Origin of the sequence: Pseudomonas sp. Os17 (assembly GCF_001547895.1) — a bacterium.
GTDB lineage: Bacteria > Pseudomonadota > Gammaproteobacteria > Pseudomonadales > Pseudomonadaceae > Aquipseudomonas.
This window is the reverse complement of sequence record NZ_AP014627.1, coordinates 6,213,155-6,235,431: the sequence shown is the minus strand read 5'-3', so window position 1 is coordinate 6,235,431 and position 22,277 is coordinate 6,213,155. Positions and strand designations below refer to the sequence as shown.

At 60.9% G+C, this 22,277-nt stretch carries 21 protein-coding genes; 7 read left to right on the top strand and 14 right to left on the bottom strand.

Annotated features, from left to right (window positions below; translation table 11 throughout):
* Window positions 1-18: 18 nt before the first annotated feature.
* The gene (gene dnaG / locus POS17_RS27670; RefSeq protein WP_060841383.1) at window positions 19-1,992 is read right to left on the bottom strand and encodes a DNA primase; all 1,974 of its coding nucleotides are present in this window, start codon (window positions 1,990-1,992) and stop codon (window positions 19-21) included.
* Between dnaG and POS17_RS32085 the strand changes: the two genes are divergently transcribed.
* Entirely contained in the window at window positions 1,991-2,137 is a 147-nt protein-coding gene (locus POS17_RS32085; RefSeq protein ID WP_159426288.1) for a hypothetical protein, read from the top strand. The two genes, dnaG and POS17_RS32085, sit on opposite strands and share 2 nt — an antisense overlap.
* 336 nt (window positions 2,138-2,473) lie before the next feature.
* Here the strand turns inward: POS17_RS32085 and rpsU are convergent, their stop codons facing one another.
* Window positions 2,474-2,689, bottom strand: a complete 216-nt coding sequence (gene rpsU / locus POS17_RS31345; RefSeq protein WP_002551877.1) for a 30S ribosomal protein S21 — start codon at window positions 2,687-2,689, stop codon at window positions 2,474-2,476.
* Window positions 2,690-2,889: 200 nt separating this feature from the next.
* Between rpsU and tsaD the strand changes: the two genes are divergently transcribed.
* The gene (gene tsaD, locus POS17_RS27660; protein ID WP_060841382.1) at window positions 2,890-3,915 is read left to right on the top strand and encodes a tRNA (adenosine(37)-N6)-threonylcarbamoyltransferase complex transferase subunit TsaD; all 1,026 of its coding nucleotides are present in this window, start codon (window positions 2,890-2,892) and stop codon (window positions 3,913-3,915) included.
* A 45-nt stretch (window positions 3,916-3,960) separates the two neighbouring features.
* Here the strand turns inward: tsaD and plsY are convergent, their stop codons facing one another.
* Window positions 3,961-4,530, bottom strand: a complete 570-nt coding sequence (gene plsY / locus POS17_RS27655) for a glycerol-3-phosphate 1-O-acyltransferase PlsY (protein WP_060841381.1) — start codon at window positions 4,528-4,530, stop codon at window positions 3,961-3,963.
* 74 nt (window positions 4,531-4,604) lie between these two features.
* Between plsY and folB the strand changes: the two genes are divergently transcribed.
* Both folB and folK read left to right on the top strand, forming a co-directional pair.
* Window positions 4,605-4,958, top strand: a complete 354-nt coding sequence (gene folB / locus POS17_RS27650; protein WP_060841380.1) for a dihydroneopterin aldolase — start codon at window positions 4,605-4,607, stop codon at window positions 4,956-4,958.
* Entirely contained in the window at window positions 4,949-5,464 is a 516-nt protein-coding gene (gene folK, locus POS17_RS27645) for a 2-amino-4-hydroxy-6-hydroxymethyldihydropteridine diphosphokinase (protein ID WP_060841379.1), read from the top strand. Before folB ends, folK begins: the two co-directional genes overlap by 10 nt.
* Before the next feature lie 52 nt (window positions 5,465-5,516).
* Here folK and POS17_RS27640 read toward each other — a convergent pair whose 3' ends face one another.
* The 11 genes from POS17_RS27640 to POS17_RS27590 all read right to left on the bottom strand — a co-directional run bounded on the left by POS17_RS27640 (window position 5,517) and on the right by POS17_RS27590 (window position 19,639).
* Window positions 5,517-6,746 carry a multifunctional CCA addition/repair protein gene (locus POS17_RS27640; RefSeq protein WP_060841378.1) on the bottom strand — a complete coding sequence of 410 codons (1,230 nt, stop codon included), beginning with the start codon at window positions 6,744-6,746 and terminating at the stop codon, window positions 5,517-5,519.
* Between the two features lie 65 nt (window positions 6,747-6,811).
* Window positions 6,812-8,374, bottom strand: coding sequence for a SpoVR family protein (locus tag POS17_RS27635; RefSeq protein ID WP_060841377.1), 1,563 nt, complete (start codon window positions 8,372-8,374; stop codon window positions 6,812-6,814).
* Window positions 8,371-9,642: a YeaH/YhbH family protein gene (locus POS17_RS27630; protein WP_060841376.1), complete on the bottom strand. Its 1,272-nt coding sequence runs from the start codon at window positions 9,640-9,642 to the stop codon at window positions 8,371-8,373. The genes POS17_RS27635 and POS17_RS27630 overlap by 4 nt, the downstream gene beginning before the upstream one ends.
* A gap of 118 nt (window positions 9,643-9,760) precedes the next feature.
* Window positions 9,761-11,683 carry a PrkA family serine protein kinase gene (locus tag POS17_RS27625; RefSeq protein WP_011063831.1) on the bottom strand — a complete coding sequence of 641 codons (1,923 nt, stop codon included), beginning with the start codon at window positions 11,681-11,683 and terminating at the stop codon, window positions 9,761-9,763.
* Between the two features lie 299 nt (window positions 11,684-11,982).
* Window positions 11,983-12,312 carry a thiosulfate sulfurtransferase GlpE gene (gene glpE / locus POS17_RS27620; protein ID WP_060841375.1) on the bottom strand — a complete coding sequence of 110 codons (330 nt, stop codon included), beginning with the start codon at window positions 12,310-12,312 and terminating at the stop codon, window positions 11,983-11,985.
* 33 nt (window positions 12,313-12,345) lie between these two features.
* On the bottom strand, window positions 12,346-13,215 hold the full coding sequence (locus tag POS17_RS27615; RefSeq protein WP_060841374.1) for a symmetrical bis(5'-nucleosyl)-tetraphosphatase: 870 nt from the start codon (window positions 13,213-13,215) through the stop codon (window positions 12,346-12,348).
* Window positions 13,215-13,595 carry a Co2+/Mg2+ efflux protein ApaG gene (gene apaG / locus POS17_RS27610; protein ID WP_060841373.1) on the bottom strand — a complete coding sequence of 127 codons (381 nt, stop codon included), beginning with the start codon at window positions 13,593-13,595 and terminating at the stop codon, window positions 13,215-13,217. The genes POS17_RS27615 and apaG overlap by 1 nt, the downstream gene beginning before the upstream one ends.
* A 126-nt stretch (window positions 13,596-13,721) precedes the next feature.
* On the bottom strand, window positions 13,722-14,534 hold the full coding sequence (gene rsmA, locus POS17_RS27605) for a 16S rRNA (adenine(1518)-N(6)/adenine(1519)-N(6))-dimethyltransferase RsmA (RefSeq protein WP_016967935.1): 813 nt from the start codon (window positions 14,532-14,534) through the stop codon (window positions 13,722-13,724).
* Window positions 14,531-15,520, bottom strand: a complete 990-nt coding sequence (gene pdxA, locus POS17_RS27600; RefSeq protein WP_060841372.1) for a 4-hydroxythreonine-4-phosphate dehydrogenase PdxA — start codon at window positions 15,518-15,520, stop codon at window positions 14,531-14,533. The genes rsmA and pdxA overlap by 4 nt, the downstream gene beginning before the upstream one ends.
* Window positions 15,517-16,833 carry a peptidylprolyl isomerase SurA gene (gene surA, locus POS17_RS27595; protein WP_042942111.1) on the bottom strand — a complete coding sequence of 439 codons (1,317 nt, stop codon included), beginning with the start codon at window positions 16,831-16,833 and terminating at the stop codon, window positions 15,517-15,519. Before surA ends, pdxA begins: the two co-directional genes overlap by 4 nt.
* A complete protein-coding gene (locus POS17_RS27590; protein ID WP_060841371.1) occupies window positions 16,814-19,639 on the bottom strand; it encodes an LPS-assembly protein LptD in 2,826 nt (941 codons plus the stop codon). The genes surA and POS17_RS27590 overlap by 20 nt, the downstream gene beginning before the upstream one ends.
* 130 nt (window positions 19,640-19,769) lie before the next feature.
* On the opposite strand from POS17_RS27590, the gene POS17_RS27585 reads away from it, so the two are divergent.
* From POS17_RS27585 to POS17_RS27575, 3 genes are read left to right on the top strand one after another with little or no spacing between them, the layout of a single operon-like run.
* Window positions 19,770-20,795, top strand: coding sequence for an aminoglycoside phosphotransferase family protein (locus POS17_RS27585; RefSeq protein ID WP_060841370.1), 1,026 nt, complete (start codon window positions 19,770-19,772; stop codon window positions 20,793-20,795).
* Window positions 20,792-21,466: an N-acetylmuramate alpha-1-phosphate uridylyltransferase MurU gene (murU, locus tag POS17_RS27580; protein WP_060841369.1), complete on the top strand. Its 675-nt coding sequence runs from the start codon at window positions 20,792-20,794 to the stop codon at window positions 21,464-21,466. Before POS17_RS27585 ends, murU begins: the two co-directional genes overlap by 4 nt.
* A gap of 1 nt (window position 21,467) precedes the next feature.
* The gene (locus POS17_RS27575) at window positions 21,468-22,235 is read left to right on the top strand and encodes a TerB family tellurite resistance protein (protein WP_060841368.1); all 768 of its coding nucleotides are present in this window, start codon (window positions 21,468-21,470) and stop codon (window positions 22,233-22,235) included.
* The last annotated feature ends 42 nt before the right edge of the window (window positions 22,236-22,277 follow it).

The following is a 22,277-nucleotide window of genomic DNA, read 5'->3' as shown; positions in this document are numbered from 1 at the left end:
TATACCCGAGCTATGACCTCACGCGCCAGTTGAGGTCGGGTTCGATGCGGGAACATTGCGTTTTAAAAGCTCAACCAGCTGAATTTTCTCTTCGCTGCTGAGCTCGCTTTGACGCGATTTCCTGAGAAGTTGGTCTAAAACACGCTCGCGTTGGCGAGCGGACAAGCTATTAATGGTGTCGAAAAACTGTTGTTCAAGGTTATCTCCGTCGATCAACCACTCTTTTTCTGCCAGGGCAGTCAGCAGGTGGCCCTGCTGAGTGCCGTGCCAGCGCGCCATCAACTGATGAATAGAGCGTAGCTTAGGATTTTTCTGCACGGCTTCGATCAGGGCGACCAGCAACTGTGTATTGATGTTGTCGTCATCGGCAAAGTGCCCGGCATCTTCAACTTTTTCTGCCAACTGCGGGTGATGCAGCAAGGTACGCAGGGCTGCCAGTGTCGGAGGCTCCACCGCTGCCGGGACCCGCGGGCCCCTGGGCTGGTCGCGATCGCCCTGGCGCTTGCCCTTGCCGTTCTTGTCCCAGGGCTTGTTTTCCCACTTCTTGCCGCCGCCATTTTTCTTCGGCGTCCACTCCTGTTGAGGGACGTAGGTTTCCTGGTGGGGCTCATGGTAGTCGGCGTAATCCGGCATTGCGTCGTAATCAATGCCGGCGTCGTAGGCTGGCGGCGCTTCCGGCGCGGCGTTGTGGACCAGTTGCGTGACGGTTTCGCTGGTCAGGCCGGTGATCTCGCTGAGGCGCTGGCGCATCAGGGTGCGCAGGTTGGCGCCAGGGATCTTTTCGATCAGCGGCGCAGCCAGCGTGGCCAGGTGGGCCTTGCCTTCCAGAGAGCGCGGGTCTGCTTCGTCGATCAGTTGCTGGAAAAAGTAATCCGCCAACGGCTGCGCGTGCTGATTGATCCGCGCGCGGAAGGCGTCGGTGCCTTCGGAACGCACCAGGGTGTCCGGGTCTTCGCCTTCCGGAAGGAACAGGAAGCGTGCGCGGCGTCCGTCCTGCAGGCAGCTCAGGGTGGCTTCCAGGGCGCGCCAGGCGGCCTTGCGTCCGGCCTGGTCGCCGTCGAAGCAGAACAGTACGTTGGGCACGATGCGGAACAGGCGCTTGAGGTGTTCCTCGCTGGTGGCGGTGCCCAGGGTCGCGACGGCATTGCGCAGCCCTTGCTGGGCCAGGGCAATCACGTCCATGTAGCCCTCGACGACGATGATTTCGTCGAGGTTGCGGTTGTTCTTGCGGGCCTCGTACAGGCCGTAGAGTTCCTGGCCTTTGTGAAACACCGGGGTTTCCGGGGAGTTCAGGTACTTGGGTTTGTCGTCCCCCAGCACCCGGCCGCCAAAGGCAATGATCCGGCCGCGGGTATCGCGGATGGGAAACATCACCCGGTCGCGAAAGCGGTCATAGCGTTTGCCGGTCTCGGCGTTTTCAATCAGCAGGCCGGCGTCGATCATGGCTTTTTGCTGCAGGGTGTCGCTGCTCAGATGCTTGAACAGGTTGTCCCAGCCGGGCGGGGCGAAGCCCAGGCCGAAGTCGCGGGCGATCTCGCCGGTGAGGCCGCGTCCCTTGAGGTAGTCCACCGCCGCCTTGCGTGCCGGGTGGCTTTTCAGGGCCTGGCGATAGTAGTCGGCAGCGGCAGTGAGCAGGGGATAGAGCGGGGAGTCCGTGGGCTGTCGGGGTTTGCGCTGGCCGCGAGTGCTTTCCTCGCGGGGAATCTCCATGCCGGCGGCTTTCGCCAGTTCCTCGACGGCCTGGGGGAAGTCCAGGTTGTCGTGGTCCATGATGAAGCCGAGGGCGTTGCCGCCCGCGCCACAGCCGAAGCAGTAGTAGAACTGCTTGTCGGGGCTGACGCTGAAGGAAGGGGTCTTTTCCTTGTGGAACGGGCAACAGGCGGTGTAGTTCTTGCCGGCTTTCTTGATCTGCAGGCGCGAGCTGACGACATCGACGATGTCGGTGCGGTTCAGAAGGTCGTCAATAAAGCTCTGGGGAATGAGCCCGGCCATGGCGTTCTCGTCATCACTGCGGGAAAAAATAGCCCTGGCGACGCTGTCGAAAGACCGGATGCAGCGAGGCGTGAAGGTTGCGCGGCTCGGTCCGGGTTTTCGGCGTGATCGCAGTCGGGAAGTGTATCTGCCGAACGTCCACTGACGTTAGTTTCTATCAGTATTCGACTATTTGAAGGTATTGCGCTGAGTCCGACAGTGGCCTTTGGGTGGCCTCGGATAGCTCATTAAGCGGGCGCCGGAGAAGTGCGCCTTGGGCTGATCGTCTGTAGGAATCAGTAAGGGTGTGCTCGTCAGTAGCCTTGGAAGGCTCGTCAGAAAAGACGTGCACCGCTGGCAAGAGCCAGGTCTGACGTGGTGAAGCAGATTCGTCTGGGTCGCATGGGCGGCTTCGACGGTGAAGCATCAAGCGTATTCCGCAAATGCCATTAGCCCGGCTGAGGGCCGGGCTTGGCAGAAGCTTGCAGCGAACGTCTGTGTATTAGTACAGACGTACGGCGCGGCGCTGTTCGCGCTGAACTTTCTTGGCGTGACGCTTAACAGCAGCAGCTGCTTTGCGCTTACGCTCGGAAGTCGGCTTCTCGTAAAATTCGCGGCTACGAACTTCAGCCAGAACACCGGCTTTTTCGCAGGAGCGCTTGAAACGACGCAGAGCTACGTCGAAGGGTTCGTTCTCTTTAACTTTGACGGCTGGCATCCAGAGCTACCTTCATTCATTACCGGGGTCAACGTTCTCGTCGCAAAAATCGCGGCTGAGGTCGTCGGTTTTTAAGGGTTGCGGATGTTAACCCCTCAACGCTCGGAATGCAAAGCCTCTGATCGAAAACCGCTGGTCGGGCGCGGGAGTGGCGACTATTATGCGCGCCTTCGAATTCAGCCTCTACAAGGCGCAAACCCATGCTAGTACTGGGATTAGAAACCTCCTGCGACGAAACCGGCGTCGCGCTTTACGACAGCGAGCGCGGCCTTTTGGCCGATGCGCTGTTCAGCCAGATCGACCTGCACCGCGTCTACGGCGGCGTGGTGCCGGAGCTGGCTTCCCGTGATCACGTCAAGCGCATGCTGCCGCTGATCCGTCAGGTTCTGGCTGAGGCCGACTGTGTGCCCACCGAGATCGATGCCATTGCCTATACGGCCGGTCCCGGCTTGGTCGGCGCGCTGCTGGTCGGGGCTTCCTGCGCCCAGGCGCTGGCGTTCGCCTGGGGCATTCCAGCCCTGGGCGTGCATCACATGGAAGGTCACCTACTGGCGCCAATGCTGGAAGAGCAGCCACCGGAATTCCCGTTCGTCGCGTTGTTGGTGTCCGGCGGTCATACCCAGCTGGTTCGGGTCGATGGCATCGGCCAATACGAGCTGCTGGGCGAGACGCTGGATGATGCGGCGGGCGAGGCGTTCGACAAGACCGCGAAGATGATCGGTCTGAATTATCCCGGCGGCCCTGAAATTGCGCGTCTGGCCACTCAAGGCGTACCGGGGCGGTTTGTCTTCCCCCGGCCGATGACCGATCGTCCTGGCCTCGATTTCAGTTTCAGCGGCTTGAAGACCTTTGCCCTCAACACCTGGCAGCAGTGCGTCAGCGCTGGAGACGACGGTGAGCAAACCCGTTGCGACATCTCCCTCGCGTTCCAGCAGGCAGTGGTGGAGACTTTGACCATCAAGTGCAAGCGCGCACTGAAGCAGACCGGCCTCAAGCGCTTGGTGATCGCCGGGGGCGTGAGCGCGAACAAGGCCTTGCGCGAGGCTCTGGAAAAGATGCTCGCGGAGATGAGCGGCAATGTGTTCTATGCTCGCCCCCAGTTCTGCACCGATAACGGCGCGATGATCGCCTTTGCCGGTTGTCAGCGTTTGCAGGCCGGGCAGCAGGAAAGCCTGGCAATCACTGTGCAGGCGCGTTGGCCGATGGAGCAGTTGTCGGCCCTTTAGAGGGTGCGCGGCGGCGTAAGCTTGAGTCTTTTGATCGTCGAGGACTTAGAAATGCCGTTCGCGGCCGGCAAACAGGTCGCGTAGATTGCCGCGATGGCGCCAGACGATCAGCAGCGTCAGTACGCTCATCGGCAGCAGCGCTTCGGGCGCCTGCCAGGCCAGCAGCGGCAGGGTCAGGGGCGTGGCGATCAGGGCGGCCAGTGAGCTGGTACGGGTGAGGTAGAAGGTCAGCGCCCAGGCGGCGACGGCCAGCAGGGCGGCTGGAGGATAAAGCCCCAGCAGCATGCCGGCGGCGGTGGCGACACCTTTGCCGCCGCGAAAGCGGAAGTACAAAGGGAACAGGTGGCCAAGGACGGCGTAGAGTCCGACCCAGGCCTGTTGTTGCAGCGAGAGTCCCGCAAGGTGCGCGATCAGCACGGGCACCAAGCCCTTGCAGAGATCCCCCAGCAGGGTCAGGACTGCGAGTTTCTTGCCGGCCAGGCGCAGCATGTTGGTGGCGCCGGCATTACCCGAGCCACTCATTCGCGGATCGGGATTACCCGTCAGGCGGCTGAGCAAAATGGCGAAGGACAGAGAGCCAAGCAGGTAGGCGAGAATCGCCAGTAACCAAAACATGCTAACTATTCCGGGCGAGGACGCCCTGATTCTAACGGCGCATTGCGCCCTTGTCGTGCTGCGGAGAAGAGTGCTTGGACAGAGTGTTTATCGAAGGACTGGAAGTGGACACCGTGATTGGAGCCTACGACTGGGAGCGTGGCATCCGACAGTGCCTGCGTCTTGATCTGAGCTTTGCCTGGGATAATCGCCCGGCCGCCGCTGGGGATGATCTGACGCTGGCGCTGGATTACGCCAGCGTTTCCACGCGGATCCAGGCGTTTGCCGAGCAGGCCCAGTACCAGTTGGTGGAAACCTTTGCCGAGCGTCTTGCCGAAGTGCTGATGAGCGAATTCCATATTCCGTGGCTGCATTTGAAACTGACCAAGCCGGGTGCCGTTCCGGCTGCCGCGGGCGTGGGCGTGGAGATCGAGCGCGGATGTCGCTGACTCAGGTGTTTCTGGGGCTCGGTAGCAATATCGAGCGTGAAGTTCACCTGTGCGCCGGGCTTGATGCCCTGGCCGGCTTTCTGGTGGATATGCGTTGCTCGGCGGTGTTCGAGAGCCAGCCGGTGGGGATCAAGAGCGGCCCGTTCTTCAATCTGGTGGTGTCGGGCTATACCGATCTGCCGTTGATTGAACTGGATCGGCGCTTGAAGTTCATCGAGGCGGACAACGGCCGCTATGCTCCGGACCGCAAAGGCTTGCCGCTGGACATCGATGTGCTGCTGTATGGCGATCTGACCGGCAATTTCGATGGTCTGATCCTGCCTCGGGCAGAGATCCTGAAGAATGCCTTCGTGCTTTGGCCGTTGTCGCTGATGGCCCCTGAGCGAGTGCATCCGCTGGCCGGCAAGAGCCTGGCGGCGCTCTGGCATGAAGCGCAGATCGATCAGGTGTTGGCGCCGGTGCCGTTCGAATGGCGGGGCCGGCAACTGACGCCTCCCGGGCTTTAGTCCCCAGCCTCGGCTCGTGAGGCGGGCAAGGCTTGTGCCTTGCCCGCGGGGCTCAAGGTGTGGGCGGCTCCTTGTAGGCCTTGAGCGCTTTCAGTCGTTCCAGTCTCAGCGCTTCGCCCAGTGCCGGGCCTTTGAAGCCTTGCTCAAGCAACGGCTGGACCGCCACTGCCCGGGCCACATTGGCCGCGCCGCGCAGATAGTCCGCTTGGGGGTAGGGGCGCGACTCCAATCCCAACCGTCCGCGGGCATCCATCTCGCAAGCGGCAATGAACTCTTCGAAGCGCTGCGGGCGACGGAACACGTCAAAGCTTTGCAGCAGCTCTAGCAGTGTCGAGGCCTTCAGTTCCTGCGCCTTGTGGGCGTGGGTGTGGTACTGGCCTACCAGCAATGCCAGTTCCTGGCATTCCCGTGGCACCTTGAACCGCTCGCTGACGGCCTTGATCAGCTCCAGACCCTTGTGTTCGTGTCCGATGTGCCGTGGCCACTCCTGCTCGGGGGTAAGGCCTTTGCCCAGGTCGTGCAGCAGGCAGGCCCAGCGTACCGAGAGGGGCTGATGGTGCAGTGCCGCTTGCTGCAAAACGCTGAGGGTGTGCAGGCCGGTGTCTATCTCCGGATGGTGCGCGGCTGGCTGGGGAACGCCGAACAGGGCGTCGACCTCGGGCATCAGCACCGCCAGGGCACCGCAGTCCCGGAGCACCTGGATGAAGACCTGGGGCTGTTCTTCCATCAGGGCCCGGGAAATCTCCTTCCAGCTGCGCTCCGCGGTGAGGGCCTGCAGCTCGCCTGACTCACTGAGTTCTCGCATCAGTTCGAGCGTCTCTGCGGCCACCCTGAAACCCAGGCCGGCATAGCGCGCGGCGAATCGCGCTACCCGCAGTACTCGAAGGGGATCTTCGGCGAATGCCGGGGAAACATGACGTAACAGCCGTTCTTGAAGATCCTTCTGGCCGTTATATGGGTCGGTCACGACACCCTGATCATCCTCGGCCATGGCGTTGATCGTCAGGTCGCGGCGAATCAGGTCTTCTTCCAGGGTGACTTCCGGGCTGGCGTGGAAGGTGAATCCGCCGTAACCCCGTCCGCTCTTGCGCTCGGTTCGGGCCAGGGCGTATTCCTCGCCATTCTTGGGGTGCAGAAACACCGGAAAATCGGCGCCAACCGGGCGAAAGCCCTGAGCGATCATGTCTTCTGCGCTGGCACCGACTACCACCCAATCGATATCGGTGACCGGCCTGCCCAGCAAGCGATCGCGTACTGCGCCGCCGACTTTGTAAATCCGCATAAAAAACCTCCGTTAGCGCGACAGAATAACTCTTGTGTCGCGCTGACGGAGGACTGTTGTTGGACTCAGAGGTGGATGACTGCCAGGTCCAGCCGACCGTAGTCGTTTTCGTTGTGATCGCTTCTTGGCGGGACGTGATGGGTTTTCACCACTTGATCGCCCTGCAGGGTTTCCAGGTGAATGTCGAAGCCCCACAGGCGGTGCAGGTGCTTGAGTACCTCGTCGGTGGAGTCGCCAAGGGGTTTGCGATCATGTTGCTGGTGGCGCAGGGTCAGTGAGCGGTCGCCGCGGCGGTCGATGCTCCAGATCTGCACGTTGGGTTCCCGGTTGCCCAGGTTGTATTGCGCGGCCAGGGTTTCGCGGATGATCCGATAGCCGCTTTCGTCATGGATCGCCGGCACCAGCAGGTCGTCCTTCTGGTCGTCGTCCATGATGCTGAACAGCTTGAGATCACGGATCACCTTGGGTGACAGGTACTGCAGGATGAAGCTCTCGTCCTTGAAGCTGCTCATGGCGAATTTGATGCTCGACAGCCAGTCGGTGCCAGCCAGTTCCGGGAACCAGCGGCGGTCCTCTTCCGTGGGTTCCTCGCATATGCGGCGGATGTCCCGGTACATGGCAAAGCCCAGGGCGTAGGGGTTGATGCCGTTGTAGTAAGGACTGTCGAAGCCCGGCTGGTAAACCACGCTGGTATGGGAGGCGAGGAATTCCATCATGAAGCCGTCGGTCACCAGGCCTTCGTCATACAGGTCATTCATCAGGGTGTAGTGCCAGAAGGTTGCCCAGCCCTCGTTCATTACCTGGGTCTGGCGCTGCGGGTAGAAGTACTGGGCGATCTTGCGCACGATGCGCACGATCTCCCGCTGCCAGGGCTCCAGCAGGGGTGCGTGCTTTTCAATGAAGTACAGGATGTTTTCCTGAGGCTCGGCGGGGAAGCGAGCATTGTCCTTGTCGCTGTATTTGTCCGCGCCTTTGGGAATGGTACGCCACAGATCGTTGATCTGTTTCTGCAGGTGCTCTTCCCGGTCCTTCTGGCGGCGCCGTTCTTCCTCGGCGGAGATCGGGTAAGGCCGCTTGTAGCGATCGACGCCGTAGTTCATCAGGGCATGGCAGGAGTCCAGCAGATCCTCCACGGCATCGATGCCATGGCGCTCCTCGCACTGCATGATGTACTGCTTGGCGAACACCAGGTAATCGATGATCGAGCTGGCATCGGTCCAGGTGCGGAACAGGTAGTTGCCCTTGAAGAAGCTGTTGTGGCCATAGCAGGCATGCGCAACGACCAGGGCCTGCATGCAGATGGTGTTCTCCTCCATCAGGTAGGCGATGCAAGGGTCTGAGTTGATCACGATCTCGTAGGCCAGTCCCATCTGCCCGCGGCTGTAGGACTTTTCGGTGCTGAGAAAGTGCTTGCCGTAGGACCAATGGTGATAACCCAAGGGCATGCCAACCGAGGCATAGGCATCCATCATCTGCTCGGCGGTGATCACTTCGATCTGGTTGGGGTAGGTATCCAGGGCATAGCGAGCCGCGATACGGCTGATTTCGCGGTCGTAGGCCTGGATCAGCTCGAACGTCCATTCCGAGCCGGTGGAGATAGGTTGGCGCTTCTGCTCTCTGGCGGTCATGTCACTAACCTGCGCTGGAAGAGTTCACGGAAGACCGGATAGATATCGCCGGCCGAAACCAATTGTTGCTGGGCGAACGTGTCGGAGAAGGCCTCGGCGATACGTTCGTATTCGAACCACAGGGCCTGGTGCTCTCGTGGAGTGATCTCCACGTAGGTGTAGTACTGCACGAAAGGCATGATCTGGTTGATCAGGATGTCGCGGCAGATGGGCGAGTCATCGTTCCAGTTGTCGCCGTCGGAAGCCTGTGCGGCGTAGATGTTCCATTCGTTGCTTGGATAGCGCTCGGCCATGATCTCCTGCATCAGTTTCAGGGCACTGGAGACAATGGTCCCGCCGGTTTCCCTGGAATAGAAGAACTCTTCCTCGTCCACTTCACGGGCACTGGTGTGATGGCGGATGAAAACCACGTCGATCTTGTCGTAGTTGCGCTTGAGGAACAGGTACAAAAGGATGAAGAAACGTTTGGCAATGTCCTTGGTGGCCTGGGTCATGGAGCCGGAGACGTCCATCAGGCAGAACATCACCGCCTTGGAGCTGGGGTTGGGCTGTTTCACCAACAGGTTGTACTTGAGGTCGAAGGTGTCGAGAAAAGGCACGCGATGAATGCGCGCGCTAAGGCGTTCGATTTCTGCTTCAAGTTCCTGAATATCGCCGAAGTTGTCCGGTTCTTCGCGTTTCAGGCGTTCCAGCTCTTCTTTCACCTCCCGCAGCTTGGCCCGGCTGCTGCCGGACAGGGCAATGCGTCGGGCGTGGGCCGAGCGCAAGGTGCGGATGATGTTGATCCGCGACGGGTTGCCTTCGTTGCTGATCCCCGCTCTCACGGTCTTGAAGGTGTCGGTGCCGGTCAGGTTGCGTTTGACCAGGTTGGGCAGTTCCAGGTCTTCGAACATGAACTCGAGGAATTCTTCCTGGGTAATCTGGAAGACGAATTCGTCCATGCCTTCGCCGGAGTTGCCGGCCTTGCCGCGGCCGCCGCCACCGCCGCCGCCCTGAGGCCTGGCGATATGTTCGCCGGCGGTAAATTCCTTGTTCCCGGGATGGACCACGGTCTGCTTGCCGCCACGGCCGTGGTGCAGCACCGGTTCGTCGATATCCCGCCCGGGAATGCTGATTTGTTCGCCGTGCTCCATGTCGGTGATGGAGCGGCGGCTGACGGCCTCTTCGACGGCCTTTTTAATATGGTCACGGTAACGCCGCAGGAAGCGCTGGCGGTTCACCGTGCTCTTGTTCTTGCCGTTGAGACGTCGGTCGATCACATAGCTCATGGGCCCCTCCGGGGAGCTTCAAGACATAAGCCTCAAGCCGCAAGCGGCGTAGCGGCGGGGCCCGGGAGGGCTCCGCAGCATCGCGCTTGCAACTCGTAGCTAGAAGCTTGCAGCTGCATCACTGCGATTTTCTGACCCGCAGATACCATTCGGACAGCAGCCGAACCTGTTTGTCGGTGTAGCCGCGCTCGACCATTCGTGTGACGAAGTCGTTGTGTTTCTGTTGATCCTCCTTGCTGGCCTTGGCGTTGAAGCTGATGACCGGCAGCAGGTCCTCGGTGTTGGAGAACATTTTCTTCTCGATGACCACCCGCAGTTTTTCGTAGCTGAGCCAGGTGGGGTTCTTGCCGTTGTTGTTGGCCCGGGCACGCAGGACGAAGTTGACGATCTCGTTGCGGAAGTCTTTCGGGTTGCTGATACCGGCCGGTTTTTCGATCTTCTCCAGCTCCTCGTTGAGGGCCACGCGATTGAGGATCTCGCCGGTTTCCGGATCGCGGTATTCCTGATCCTGAATCCAGAAGTCCGCATAGAGCACGTAGCGGTCGAAGATGTTCTGGCCGTACTCGCTGTAGGACTCCAGGTAAGCGGTCTGGATCTCCTTGCCGATGAACTCGATGTAGCGCGGCGCCAGGTATTCCTTGAGGAAGCGCAGGTAACGCTCGCGAGTTTCCGCCTGGAACTGTTCCTGCTCGATCTGCTGTTCCAGCACGTACAGCAGGTGCACCGGGTTGGCCGCCACTTCATGGGGGTCGAAGTTGAAGACTTTCGACAGGATCTTGAAAGCGAACCGGGTCGACAGGCCATTCATCCCTTCATCTACGCCGGCGCTGTCGCGGTATTCCTGGATCGACTTGGCCTTGGGATCGGTGTCCTTCAGGTTTTCACCGTCATAGACCCGCATCTTCGAGTAGATGTTGGAGTTCTCCGGCTCCTTGAGGCGCGACAGCACAGTGAACTGCGCCAGCATTTTCAGGGTGTCGGGGGCGCAATGGGCCTTGGCCAGGGAGCTGTTGAACAGCAGCTTGTCGTAGATCTTCACCTCATCGGTGACGCGCAGGCAGTAAGGCACCTTTACGATATAGATCCGGTCGATGAAGGCTTCGTTGTTCTTGTTGTTGCGGAAGGTGTGCCACTCCGATTCGTTGGAGTGGGCCAGCAGGATGCCGGTGAAGGGGATCGCCCCCAGCCCCTCGGTGCTGTTGTAGTTGCCTTCCTGGGTGGCGGTCAGCAATGGGTGCAGCACCTTGATGGGGGCCTTGAACATCTCGACGAATTCCATCAGGCCCTGGTTGGCCCGGCACAGTGCCCCGGAGTAGCTGTAGGCATCGGCATCGTTCTGCGGGAATTCTTCCAGCTTGCGGATATCCACCTTGCCGACCAGTGCCGAAATGTCCTGGTTGTTCTCGTCCCCGGGCTCGGTCTTGGCCACGGCGATCTGGTTGAGAATCGACGGGTACAGCTTCACCACGCGGAACTGGCTGATGTCACCGCCAAACTCCGACAGGCGCTTGGTGGCCCAGGGCGACATGATGGTGTTGAGATAGCGCCGGGGAATGCCGAAGTCTTCTTCGAGAATCGCGCCATCTTCCGTGGCGTTGAACAGCCCCAGTGGCGATTCGAAGACCGGGGAACCCTTGATGGCGTAGAAGGGCACTTTTTCGATCAGTTGCTTGAGCTTCTCGGCCAGGGACGATTTACCACCGCCCACCGGACCCAGGAGGTAGAGGATCTGCTTCTTCTCTTCCAGGCCCTGAGCGGCATGTCGGAAGTAGGAGACGATCTGGTCGATGCATTCTTCCATGCCATGGAAGTCTTCAAAGGCCGGATAACGCCGGATCACCTTGTTTGAAAAGATTCGTGACAGCCTCGAGTTGGTCGAAGTGTCCAGCAGTTCCGGCTCGCCGATGGCCAATAGCAGGCGTTCGGCGGCGGATGCGTAAGCGCTTCGGTCCTTCTTGCACAGCTCCAGGTATTCCTGCAGTGAGAACTCTTCCTGGCGTGTGGATTCGAAGCGCTGTTGGAAGTGGCTAAAAATACTCATGACGTCACCTCGCTCGATACGTTGAGCCGGCGTCGGATCAGTCAGTCAAGTGCTGGCGAGCAACTGAAAATCCAGTTGCCGTTTACCCCCCAGAACACTTCCAAAGCTATCGACCTTGAAAGCTAGTACCGATGACCCACTCGCCGGTGTACCGGCTCTCCCCTGATTTGGATGGCCTGAGGCTAAGGATAGTTCGGAATCCGGGAGGTCAAGGCGAGATGGGGAATTAGTTGCGCACTACCGTTCGTCCGGTGGCGCGTCAGCCCACGTAGTACGCGGGCTGGAGCTGAGGAAAAAAATTATTCGGCGCCGCCTTGGGCGGTTTCCGTCGGGTAGGTGCTGCGCCACAGTTCGAAGCCGCCGTCGAGGCTGTAGACATCGGAAAAACCCTGGCTCACCAGATACGCGGCGGCGCTCTGGCTGGAGTTTCCGTGATAGCAGACCACCACCAGCGGGGCGTCCAGGTCGGCGTTGCGAATGAAGTCGGAAATGGAGTGATTATCCAGATGCTGCGAGCCGCTGATATGGCTCAGGGCATAGGTTTGCGGGTCGCGGATGTCCACCACCACGGCACCTTGCTCGCGCAGCGCCTGGGCCTGTTCTGGGGGAATGCGTTTGAATTCGCTCATGGCGGGCTCCTGGAGCTTGATAGTCAGCGCCGACTAGCGCTTTGCCGAGACAGGCAAGGGGTTGGGGGAAGGGTGTGCGGCGTGTCCCTGAGCATCGCAATCACAGGTCAGGCGCACGCCGCTGTCGACATTCAGCAGGGTCATGGCGCCGCCCCAGACGCAGCCGCTGTCGAGGGCGAAAATGCCGGGTTGGTTGCTATGGCCTTCCAGGGCCGCCCAGTGGCCGAAGATGATCTTCAGGTCCCGGGTCTTGCGCTCCTTGTGACTGAACCAGGGGGCATAGCCCGCCGGGGCGGTATCCAGTCCTTCCTTGCTCTTGAGATCGAGCTTGCCCTCGCTGGTGCAGAAGCGCATGCGGGTGAAATAGTTGGTGATGACCCGCAGGCGGGTCACGCCTTTGAGGTCACTGTCCCATTTCGCCGGGTCGTTGCCGTACATGCCGTCCAGAAAGGGTTCGAAGAGATTGTCGTCGCGCAGCGCCTCTTCCACCTCGGCGGCGCATTTGAGGGCCTTTTTCAGCGACCACTGAGGGGCGATGCCGGCATGCACCAGGGCCACATGGCGGGCTTCGTCGTAGTGCATAAGTTTTTGCTGGCGCAACCACTGCAGCAGTTCTTCGCGGTCGGGGGCCTCGAGGATCTCGCGCAAGGTGTCGGACTTTTTCAAGCGCTCGATGTTGCGCCAGGCGGCCAGCAGGTGCAGGTCATGATTGCCCAGCACGCAGACCAGCGAATCGCGGATCGAGTACAGGTAGCGCAGGGTTTCCAGCGACTGCGGGCCACGGTTGACCAGGTCGCCCACCAGCCACAGGCGATCCCGGGCCGGGTCGAAGGCGACTTGTTCAAGCAGGCACTGCAGTGGCTCCAGGCAGCCTTGCAGGTCGCCGACAGCGTAAGTTGCCATCAGTGCAGGGCTCCGGGGACCGCCAGGCGGAAGGGCGCGATGATGGCGTCGAACTGTTTGCCGTCTTCGGCGAGCATCTGGTAGCTGCCCTGCATGTTGCCGACCCGGGTGGTCATCACGGTGCCGCTACTGTAGGTGTGGCTCTTGCCGGCGGCGATCAGCGGTTGCTGGCCAACCACGCCGGCGCCGCGCACTTCTTCCACGTGGCCGTCGCCGTCGGTGATCACCCAGTGCCGGGACAGCAGCTTGGCCGGGAGCGAGCCATTGTTATGAACGGTGATGGTGTAGGCGAATGCGAAGCGGTTCTGCTCGGGTTGCGATTGGTCTGCCAGAAAGCGGGTGACGACGCTGACATCGACCTGATAACGAGGATCGGACATGCAAGAGGCCTTTAAAGCAAAGCGGGGCGCGGGACAAAGCTGATGGAGGTCAGTCTAGGTCAAGTACCGGGTAGTAAACCAGACATCCTGTCCGGCGTCCTACCCGATCTCGGGCAGAGGTAACGCTCAGTCGGCAGCAGGCTTGGGCTGGTCGGCCAGCTGATCGGCCAGGCGCACGAAGGCGGCCAGGTCCAATTGCTCGGGGCGCAGGCTGCCGTCGACGCCGGCGGCTTCGATCTCGGCGCTGCTGAGGAGGGCCTTGAGGGTATTGCGCAGGGTCTTGCGGCGCTGGTTGAAGGCTTCGCGCACGATGCGTTCCAGCAGTCGGTGATCCTTGGCCGGGTGTGGCAGTACCGCATGAGGCACCAGGCGCACGATGGCCGAGTCGACTTTCGGTGGCGGGTTGAAGGCGCCGGGACCGACATTGAACAGGTGTTCCACGCGGCAGTGATACTGGACCATGATCGACAGGCGGCCCCAGTCACCGCCACCGGGTCCGGCTGCCAGACGCTCGACCACTTCCTTTTGCAGCATGAAGTGCATGTCGCGGATCAGTCCGGCGTTCTGCAGCAGGTGGAAGATCAGCGGAGTGGAGATGTTGTAGGGCAGGTTGCCGACCACCCGCAGGCTGCTTGGCGCCGCGCCCAGGGTGTTGAAGTCGAACTTCAGGGCATCGCCCTGATGCAGGTTGAAGTTGCTCTTGCCGGCGAACTGCTGGTTGAGGATCGGGATCAGGTCCTTGTCCAGCTCCACCACATCCAGCTGCGCGCCGCTGCCCAGCAGGCCTTCGGTCAGGGCGCCCTGGCCCGGGCCGATTTCCAGCATGCGGTCTTCGGGTTTGGCGTGGATGGCCCGCAGGATGCGGTCGATGACGCCGGCGTCGTGCAGGAAGTTCTGACCGAAGCGCTTGCGCGCCCGGTGTTGGTATTGCTCGCTCATAAACGGTTCTCGGCCATCTGGTAGGCGGTTTCCAGGGCGACCTGCAGGCTGCCGGTGTCGATCTTGCCGCTGCCGGCCAGGTCCAGGGCGGTGCCGTGGTCGACGGAGGTGCGGATGATCGGCAGGCCGAGCGTCACATTGACGGCCGCGCCGAAGCCTTTGTATTTCAGCACGGGCAAGCCCTGGTCGTGGTACATCGCCAGCACTGCGTCGCAGTGCTCCAGATATTTGGGGGTAAACAGAGTGTCGGCTGGCAATGGACCGCGCAGGTCCATGCCTTCATTGCGCAGGCGCTCTAGGGTGGGTTCGATGATGTCGATTTCTTCGCGGCCCAGGTGTCCGCCTTCACCGGCATGAGGGTTGAGCCCACACACCAGGATGCGTGGCTGGGGGATGCCGAACTTATGCTGCAGGTCGGCATGCAGGATCCGTGTGACCCGCTCCAGGCGCTCGACGGTGATGGCGTCGGCAATCTCCCGCAAGGGCAGGTGGGTGGTCACCAGGGCCACGCGCAGGCCACGGGTGGCCAGCATCATCACCACTTGTTCGGTGTGGGTCAGGTCCGCGAGAAATTCGGTATGCCCGGAAAAGGCGATTCCGGAGTCGTTGATCACGCCCTTGTGCACGGGGGCTGTGATCATGCCGGCAAAGTGCCCATCCAGGCAGCCCTGGCCAGCGCGGGTCAGGGTTTCCAGGACGAAGGCGGCATTGGCCTGGTCCAGCTGGCCGCTGACCACCGGTTTGCCCAGGGGGGTGTCCCAGACATACAGGCTGTTTGCGGGGGCGGGTTGATTCGGCAGTTGCTCCAGGGTCACCGGCAGCAGATTGACTGCCACACCCAGTTGCGCGGCCCGCTCAAGGAGCAGGTCGCGGCTGGTAATGGCAATCAGGGGGTAAGGCTGGGGTTGCGAGGCGAGCAGCAGGCATAGGTCAGGACCTATACCCGCCGGTTCGCCGGGTGTCAAAGCGAAACGTCTGGGTTTCACTGTGCCGCCTGTTCAGCGCCAGGCAGTTTGATTTCGACGTAGGCCTCGTCACGGATCTGTCGCAACCAGGTCTGCAGCTCTTCGTCGTACTTGCGGTTGCGCAGGACGGTCATGGCTTGTTGCTCACGGGCCTGGCTGGTGCTGTCGGTGGCGCGACGGCCAAGGACTTCCAGTACGTGCCAGCCATAAGGACTCTTGAACGGCTTGGACAGCTGACCTTGTGGGGTCTTGGCCATCACTTCGCGGAATTCCGGTACCAGGGCGTTCGGGTCGATCCAGTTCAGATCACCGCCGTTGAGTGCCGAGCCTGGGTCTTCGGAGTAGCTTTTCGCCAGTTCGGCGAAGTCTTCGCCGGCTTCGATGCGCTCATAGAGCTTCTGCGCTAGGCGCTTGGTCTCTTCTTCGCTGCGAATTTCGCTTGGCTTGATCAGGATGTGGCGTACATGCACTTCGTCACGCACCTGATTGCCGCCACCGCGCTTGTCCAGCAGCTTGAGGATGATGAAACCGCCTGGGGTGCGTGCTGGCTGGGTGATGTCGCCAACGGCCATTGCGCTCAGTTCGCGGTCGAACGGTGGAGGCAGTTGAGCGGCTTTACGCCAGCCCATGTCGCCGCCTTCCAGGGCGTTATCACTGCCGGAGCGGGCAATCGCCAGTTGGGCGAAGTCCGCACCTTGCTTGAGTTGCTGGTACACGTCCATGGCCTGGCGGGCGGCACTCTGAATCGCTTCGGAGTTGGCGCTTTCCGGGGTCGGGATCAGGATATTGGCCAGGTGCAGTTCTTCGGAGAGCTGCATCTTGCCCAGGTCCGAGGCCAGGAAGTTCTTCACCTCCTGCTCCGACACCTGAATGCGTTCGGCCACACGGCGTTGACGCACGCGGCTGATGATCATCTCGCGGCGAACCTGATCACGCGCGTCTTCATAAGACAGGCCATCGTGAGCCAGGGCGGCGCGGAACTGCTCGATGCTCATGCTGTTGCGCTGGGCAATGGTGCCGATGGCCTGGTTCAGCTCTTCATCGGTGATGCGGATGCCGGAACGCTCGCCAATCTGCAGTTGCAGGTTTTCAACGATCAGGCGCTCCAGAACTTGCTGTTCCAGAACGCTGGTAGGTGGCACGCCACCGCCACGCTTGGCGATGGTTTGCTGGACTTCGTGAACCCGCTGGTCCAACTGGCTCTGCATGACCACGTCGTTATCGACGATGGCCACGACCTTGTCGATGGACTGCACCGCGGCGCTGGCCGCGGTACTCAGGAACAGCGCGCCCAGCATCAGCGGGCGCAGACAATCAGAAAGCTTGGTCTTCACGTTCACGATAACCTTGGATGCCTTTGTCGAGGAAGCTCTCTACTTTGGTGCCCATGACGCCACCGAGACCCTTCAGAACAATTTGGAGGAAGATGCCGCGGTCGCCTTTCTCGTTTTCCGGAGCGTTCTGACTGAACTCGTCATACTTGACCCAGTAACGGCTGATCAGGCGCAGTTTCCAGCAGCAGTTGTCGTATTCGAAACCACCGAAGGCCTCGAGCGTGCGGTTACGGTTGTAGTCGTACTGCCAACGGCTGATGGCGTTCCATTGCGGCACGATCGGCCAGATCACCGAGAAGTCATGCTGCTGGATCTTGTAGTAGTCCTTCACGTAGCCAGGCTGGCCCGCAGTGCCGTAGTCGCCACCCATTTTCCAGGTGCCGCTGTTCTGGTCATAGCGGATCTGGTCGTTGCGGTAGCGATAGCCGGCGTTGATGACCTTGTTCGGGTTGTCTTCAGGCTGGTAGTGGAGCATCGCACTGCCGGAACGCGGGCTGTGGCTGTCCGGGTCCCAGTTGTAGTCGGCAGTGGTACGCCAGTCGCGGTTGTAGCGGTACTCGTATTCAAGCGCGTAAGGCGAGACGTTGGACTTGGCGTCGTCGCGGGTGCGGTAGTCGATACCCGGGAGCTGGACGGTGCGGTCCTTGAAGTACAGAGCCTGGCCGACGCTGATGCGTTGACGCTGGAAACCGTTGTCCTCGATCCAGCGGCTGGTTACGCCCAGGGACAACTTGTTCTCGTCGCCGACGCGGTCGGAGCCCGAGAAGCGGTTGTCGCGGAACAGCGAGGCGTAGTTGAAGGTGTATTCGCCGGTATCGAACACCGGGATGTCCTTCTGGTCTTCCTCGGGTACATAGAGGTAGAACGCGCGGGGTTCCAGGGTCTGGCGGTAGTTTTTACCAAACCATTGAGTGTCGCGGTCGAAGTACAGGCCACCGTCGAGGCTGGCGATTGGAACGCCACGATTCTGCGAGCTCTTGTATGACTCGCCAAGCGCTGCCGCTCGGTTGCGGTTAATCACCAGGTCATTTTTACCTTGGGCGTCCAAGTCAAGATTGTACTGGGTGTACATGTACTTGAGGGACGGTGTCAGGTAGCCATAACTCCAGTTCAGCGGCAGGCTGACACCGGGTTTGAGGTTCAGGCGGTCGCCGTTGGAACGTGCCAGACCAGCAACGTTGGTATCAAGGCGTGGGGTGCCCACTGTGCCGTTCGAGTTGAACGGGCCACCGTCTTTGTCCGTGTAGTTACCATTGAGCAGATCCCGCTCAAACCGCACCAACTCGGTTTCATAGGTGAAATCCAAACCTTGCGGATGGTACGGCAGAGCACCGTTGAAAGTGATCTGCGGCAGTTTGTTGTACGGCGTAATGTTGGATACGCTGGCCAGCTCGTACGCCTGTACGTTGAGGCGAGCGGTGTAGTCGTCGCCACGATAGGTCACGACGCCTTGCTGGTTAACATAGTCGGTGGACTTCACGCCAATCTGATCAGTCTGCAGATCCTGGAAGTAATAGGGATCGCTGATCTTGGTGTAGTCGACCTCGGTCATCAGACGCGAATCAAGCCCGCCCTTGTGCTGCCAGTTGAGCATGTAGCGGGTTTTTTCGTAGTCGGTCTGCTTGCTGCGATCAGTATCGTCGTCGTTGAGGTAAGCCGCGCCGAACTGACCTTCGCTGCTCTTGGTCAGGTAGCGGAATTCGCCTTCCATCAGCAGGCCGCGCTTGGCCATGTAGCGTGGGTACAACGTGGCGTCGTAGTTAGGTGCCAGGTTGAAGTAGTACGGCGTGACCAGCATGAAGCCGGTGTCGCTGCCAGTACTGATGCTCGGTGGCAGGAAGCCGGACTGGCGACGGTCGTCGATCGGGAAGTAGATATACGGGGTGTAGAGCACCGGAATATCTTTGACCCGCAAGGTCACGTTGGTCGCGGTACCGAAGCCGGTGGCCGGGTTCAAGGTGATGTTGTTGCCCTTGAGCTGCCAGGCGTTGCTGTTCGGTTCGCAGGTGGTGTACGTACCATCCTTGAGGCGGATGATGGCGTTTTCCGCACGCTTGGCGTACAGCGCACTGCCCCGTACCCGCGACTTGTGCATCACGTATTCGGCGTTGTCGACCTTGGCTTCACCGGTGTCGAGTTGCACGTCGGCGTGGTCGCCGACCATCAGCGTGCCGTTGTCGCGAATCCGTACGTTGCCGCTCAGTTCGCCACGGTTCTCGGCCTGGTACAGGTTGGCCTCGTCGGCCTCGACCTGCATGCTGCCCTGGCGCATGACCACGTCACCGGCCAGGGTCGCCACTTGTGCTTCCTGCTGATAACGCGAGGCCTTGGCGCCGATAAAGGTCGGGGCGTCACTTTTATTCGTCTTGTCATTCATGCCAGGACGAATCGGTTCGATATAGGAACCAGAGCAGTAAGGACCAGTCTCGGCCAATTGAGCGGCGGTGAGCTTCTCACGCGGCACCCAGTCGAGGTGGCTGTAGTCCGCACTGCGGGATTTCAGTCCACGGCCTTTGGCTTCGGTCACCAGCGTCGGCTTGTCGCCGCTGGCTGCTTCGCCCGCAGCGCCGGCATCAGCCGCTGTAGCAACGCTGGAGCTGACCGAGTTGGCGTCGTGAACCGGCCGTGGAGGCAGTTGGGCTGCGCTGGTTTTCGGCGCACAGGCCCAGCCACCCGAAGCAGAGACTGAGCAGTCATACTGTTCCGCAGCGACCACGAAGGAAGTGGCTAGAGGTTGCAGGGCCAGCAAACCGCCGGTAACCAGCAACGGGAATTTTTTACGAAACGCGGGGGATTTCAATGCCATCTTATTAGTCCGGGCTTCCTGCGTGCCATCTGCCCGCGGTGTGGGCCGCACGCCTCTCGATGGTCTGAAAAAGATGCTGGATAATAAAGCATGACCCGCTTGACGGCTAGCGCCGTCGGAGACCCTTGTAATGCCTGACCAAGATGTACGCTTGCAACACCTGAAAGTTTGGCTCGATGAGCAGTTGGCGATTGTTTACGCAGAGCAAGGCTGGGGCGAAGTGCCCCCGACGACATTGACCGCGGCCAGTAGCGACGCGAGTTTCCGCCGTTATTTCCGTTGGCAGGGTGCTGACCGCAGCTTTGTGGTCATGGATGCGCCGCCCCCTCAGGAAAATTGCAAACCCTTCGTGGATATCGCCCATTTGCTGGCGACTTCAGGCATCAACGTGCCGAAAATTTATGCACAGGATCTGGCGCGCGGCTTCCTGCTGCTCAATGACCTGGGCAACAAGACCTATCTCGACGTGATCGACGAGCACAACGCCGACGCGCTGTTTGACGACGCATTGCAGGCGTTGCTGGCGTTTCAGCAACTGCCGATGGAGGCGCCGCTGCCCAGCTACGATGTGGCTCTGCTGCGTCGTGAACTCGAGCTGTTTCCCGAGTGGTACGTCGGGCGCGAGCTGGGGATCACCTTCAGCGCGCAGCAACGTGAACAGTGGCAGCGGGTCAGCGATCTGTTGATCGACAGCGCGCTGGCGCAGCCCAAGGTGCTGGTGCACCGGGACTACATGCCGCGCAACCTGATGCTCAGTGAACCGAACCCGGGGGTTCTGGATTTTCAGGATGCGGTCTACGGTCCCGTGACCTATGACGTCACGTGCCTGTTCAAGGATGCTTTCCTCAGTTGGCCGGAGCCACGGGTCCATAGCTGGCTCAGCGACTATTGGAATCGCGCCCGGGCGCTGGGAATTCCCGTGCAGGACGATTTTGCAGCCTTTCTGCGTGCCAGCGACCTGATGGGCGTGCAGCGTCACCTCAAGGTGATCGGGATCTTCTCGCGGATCTGCCATCGCGACGGCAAGCCGCGTTACCTCACGGATGTGCCGCGCTTCATTGCTTATATAGAAGCGGTACTGGCCCGCCGTCCCGAGCTGGCCGAACTTGGGCAATTGCTGTGCAGCCTGCGCCAGTCCGCGGGGAGTGAGGCATGAAGGCGATGATTCTGGCGGCCGGCAAAGGCGAGCGCATGCGCCCCCTGACCCTGACCACCCCCAAGCCATTGTTGCCGGTGGCTGGCGTCCCACTGATCGAATACCACCTGCGGGCCCTGGCTCGGGCGGGCTTTCGCGACATCGTCATCAATCACGCCTGGCTCGGCCAGCAGATCGAGGATGCGTTGGGCGATGGCCAACGCTGGGGCCTGAACATCCGCTACTCGGCTGAAAGCGAGCCGCTGGAAACCGCAGGCGGAATCTTCCAGGCCCTGCCATTGCTGGGTGACCAACCGTTCCTGGTGGTCAATGGCGATATCTGGACCGATTACGACTTCGCCACATTACGCCGCCCGCTGACCGGGCTTGCTCACCTGATCATGGTGGACAACCCGGCTCATCACCCCAGCGGTGGTGATTTCTGCCTGGAGGACGGGATGTTGCACGACGCTCGCCCTGGAGTGGCGGCCCTGACCTTCAGCGGTATTTCGGTCCTGCATCCCGACTTGTTCCAAGACTGCGTGGCCGGTCCTTCCAAGCTCGCGCCACTGCTGCGCGAGGCCATGGCCCGGGACCAGGTCAGCGGCGAGCACATGCAGGGACAGTGGATCGACGTCGGCACGGTCGAGCGCCTGGCGCAGGTTGAGCGCCTGCTGCAAGCGAGTCGCTGAAATGTGGTGGCCAGGGACTCTGATCGGAGCCGGAGCGGGTTTTGCAATTGCCAGCATTCCGGGGGCCATGCTTGGGGCGTTGTTGGGGCAGGCGCTGGACCGGCGTCTGCAACTGCACAGCTGGGCACATGTGCGTGAGCGTCTGGGTGGACCCTCTGCGTTGCGCAACGATGAACTGTTGTTCGTGCTGTTGGGGCGCCTGGCGAAAAGTGACGGTCGGGTGGTGGATGGGCACATTCAGCAAGCACGCCAGGAAATGCGCTCGCTGGACATGAATGAAACAGCACAGCGCAGGGCCATAGCGGCGTTCAACCGGGGCAAGTCGGGCAATGATCGTCTGCGCGGCTATCTGCGGCGCCTCAAAGCCCAGCCCCACGCTGCGGAAGGGGTGCTGCGTGCCTGCTGGCGCATGGTCTGGGCCGATGGCCGGGTAGGGCCGGCGGAGCGTGAACTGATCCAGCTCTGGGGCAAGTGGCTGGGCTGGACGTCGGAGCAGATCCAGGCCCTGGCACAGGAGTATGGTCCGGCAAGACGCGCGCTGGCCGAAGCGCCGTTGACCTATCAGGAGGCGCTACGTCTGCTGGGGGTCGCCGCCACCAGCGAGCCATCGCAGATCAAGCGCGCCTATCGACGACTGCTCAGCCGCCATCACCCGGACAAGATTGCCGGCAGTGGCGCCAGTACGGAGCAGATACGTGAGGCCACGGAAAAGACCCGGGAGCTGCACAGTGCTTATGCCCTGATCCGCCAGCGCCGGGACTTTCGCTGAGATCGATAAGCCTGGGCCGCGCCGCCGTCGTCGTTACTCAGG

Bases quoted from the DNA above. Each gene is read 5' to 3' on its own strand.
- tsaD (WP_060841382.1), top strand. From the start codon at position 2,890: ATGCTAGTACTGGGATTAGAAACCTCCTGCGACGAAACCGGCGTCGCG.
- apaG (WP_060841373.1), bottom strand. From the start codon at position 13,595: ATGTCCGATCCTCGTTATCAGGTCGATGTCAGCGTCGTCACCCGCTTT.
- rpsU (WP_002551877.1), bottom strand. From the start codon at position 2,689: ATGCCAGCCGTCAAAGTTAAAGAGAACGAACCCTTCGACGTAGCTCTG.
- murU (WP_060841369.1), top strand. From the start codon at position 20,792: ATGAAGGCGATGATTCTGGCGGCCGGCAAAGGCGAGCGCATGCGCCCC.
- POS17_RS32085 (WP_159426288.1), top strand. From the start codon at position 1,991: ATGGCGTTCTCGTCATCACTGCGGGAAAAAATAGCCCTGGCGACGCTG.
- POS17_RS27635 (WP_060841377.1), bottom strand. From the start codon at position 8,374: ATGACCGCCAGAGAGCAGAAGCGCCAACCTATCTCCACCGGCTCGGAA.
- POS17_RS27625 (WP_011063831.1), bottom strand. From the start codon at position 11,683: ATGAGTATTTTTAGCCACTTCCAACAGCGCTTCGAATCCACACGCCAG.
- POS17_RS27615 (WP_060841374.1), bottom strand. From the start codon at position 13,215: ATGGCAACTTACGCTGTCGGCGACCTGCAAGGCTGCCTGGAGCCACTG.
- glpE (WP_060841375.1), bottom strand. From the start codon at position 12,312: ATGAGCGAATTCAAACGCATTCCCCCAGAACAGGCCCAGGCGCTGCGC.
- POS17_RS27630 (WP_060841376.1), bottom strand. From the start codon at position 9,642: ATGAGCTATGTGATCGACCGACGTCTCAACGGCAAGAACAAGAGCACG.
- dnaG (WP_060841383.1), bottom strand. From the start codon at position 1,992: ATGGCCGGGCTCATTCCCCAGAGCTTTATTGACGACCTTCTGAACCGC.
- folK (WP_060841379.1), top strand. From the start codon at position 4,949: ATGTCGCTGACTCAGGTGTTTCTGGGGCTCGGTAGCAATATCGAGCGT.
- plsY (WP_060841381.1), bottom strand. From the start codon at position 4,530: ATGTTTTGGTTACTGGCGATTCTCGCCTACCTGCTTGGCTCTCTGTCC.
- POS17_RS27585 (WP_060841370.1), top strand. From the start codon at position 19,770: ATGCCTGACCAAGATGTACGCTTGCAACACCTGAAAGTTTGGCTCGAT.
- POS17_RS27575 (WP_060841368.1), top strand. From the start codon at position 21,468: ATGTGGTGGCCAGGGACTCTGATCGGAGCCGGAGCGGGTTTTGCAATT.
- POS17_RS27590 (WP_060841371.1), bottom strand. From the start codon at position 19,639: ATGGCATTGAAATCCCCCGCGTTTCGTAAAAAATTCCCGTTGCTGGTT.
- rsmA (WP_016967935.1), bottom strand. From the start codon at position 14,534: ATGAGCGAGCAATACCAACACCGGGCGCGCAAGCGCTTCGGTCAGAAC.
- POS17_RS27640 (WP_060841378.1), bottom strand. From the start codon at position 6,746: ATGCGGATTTACAAAGTCGGCGGCGCAGTACGCGATCGCTTGCTGGGC.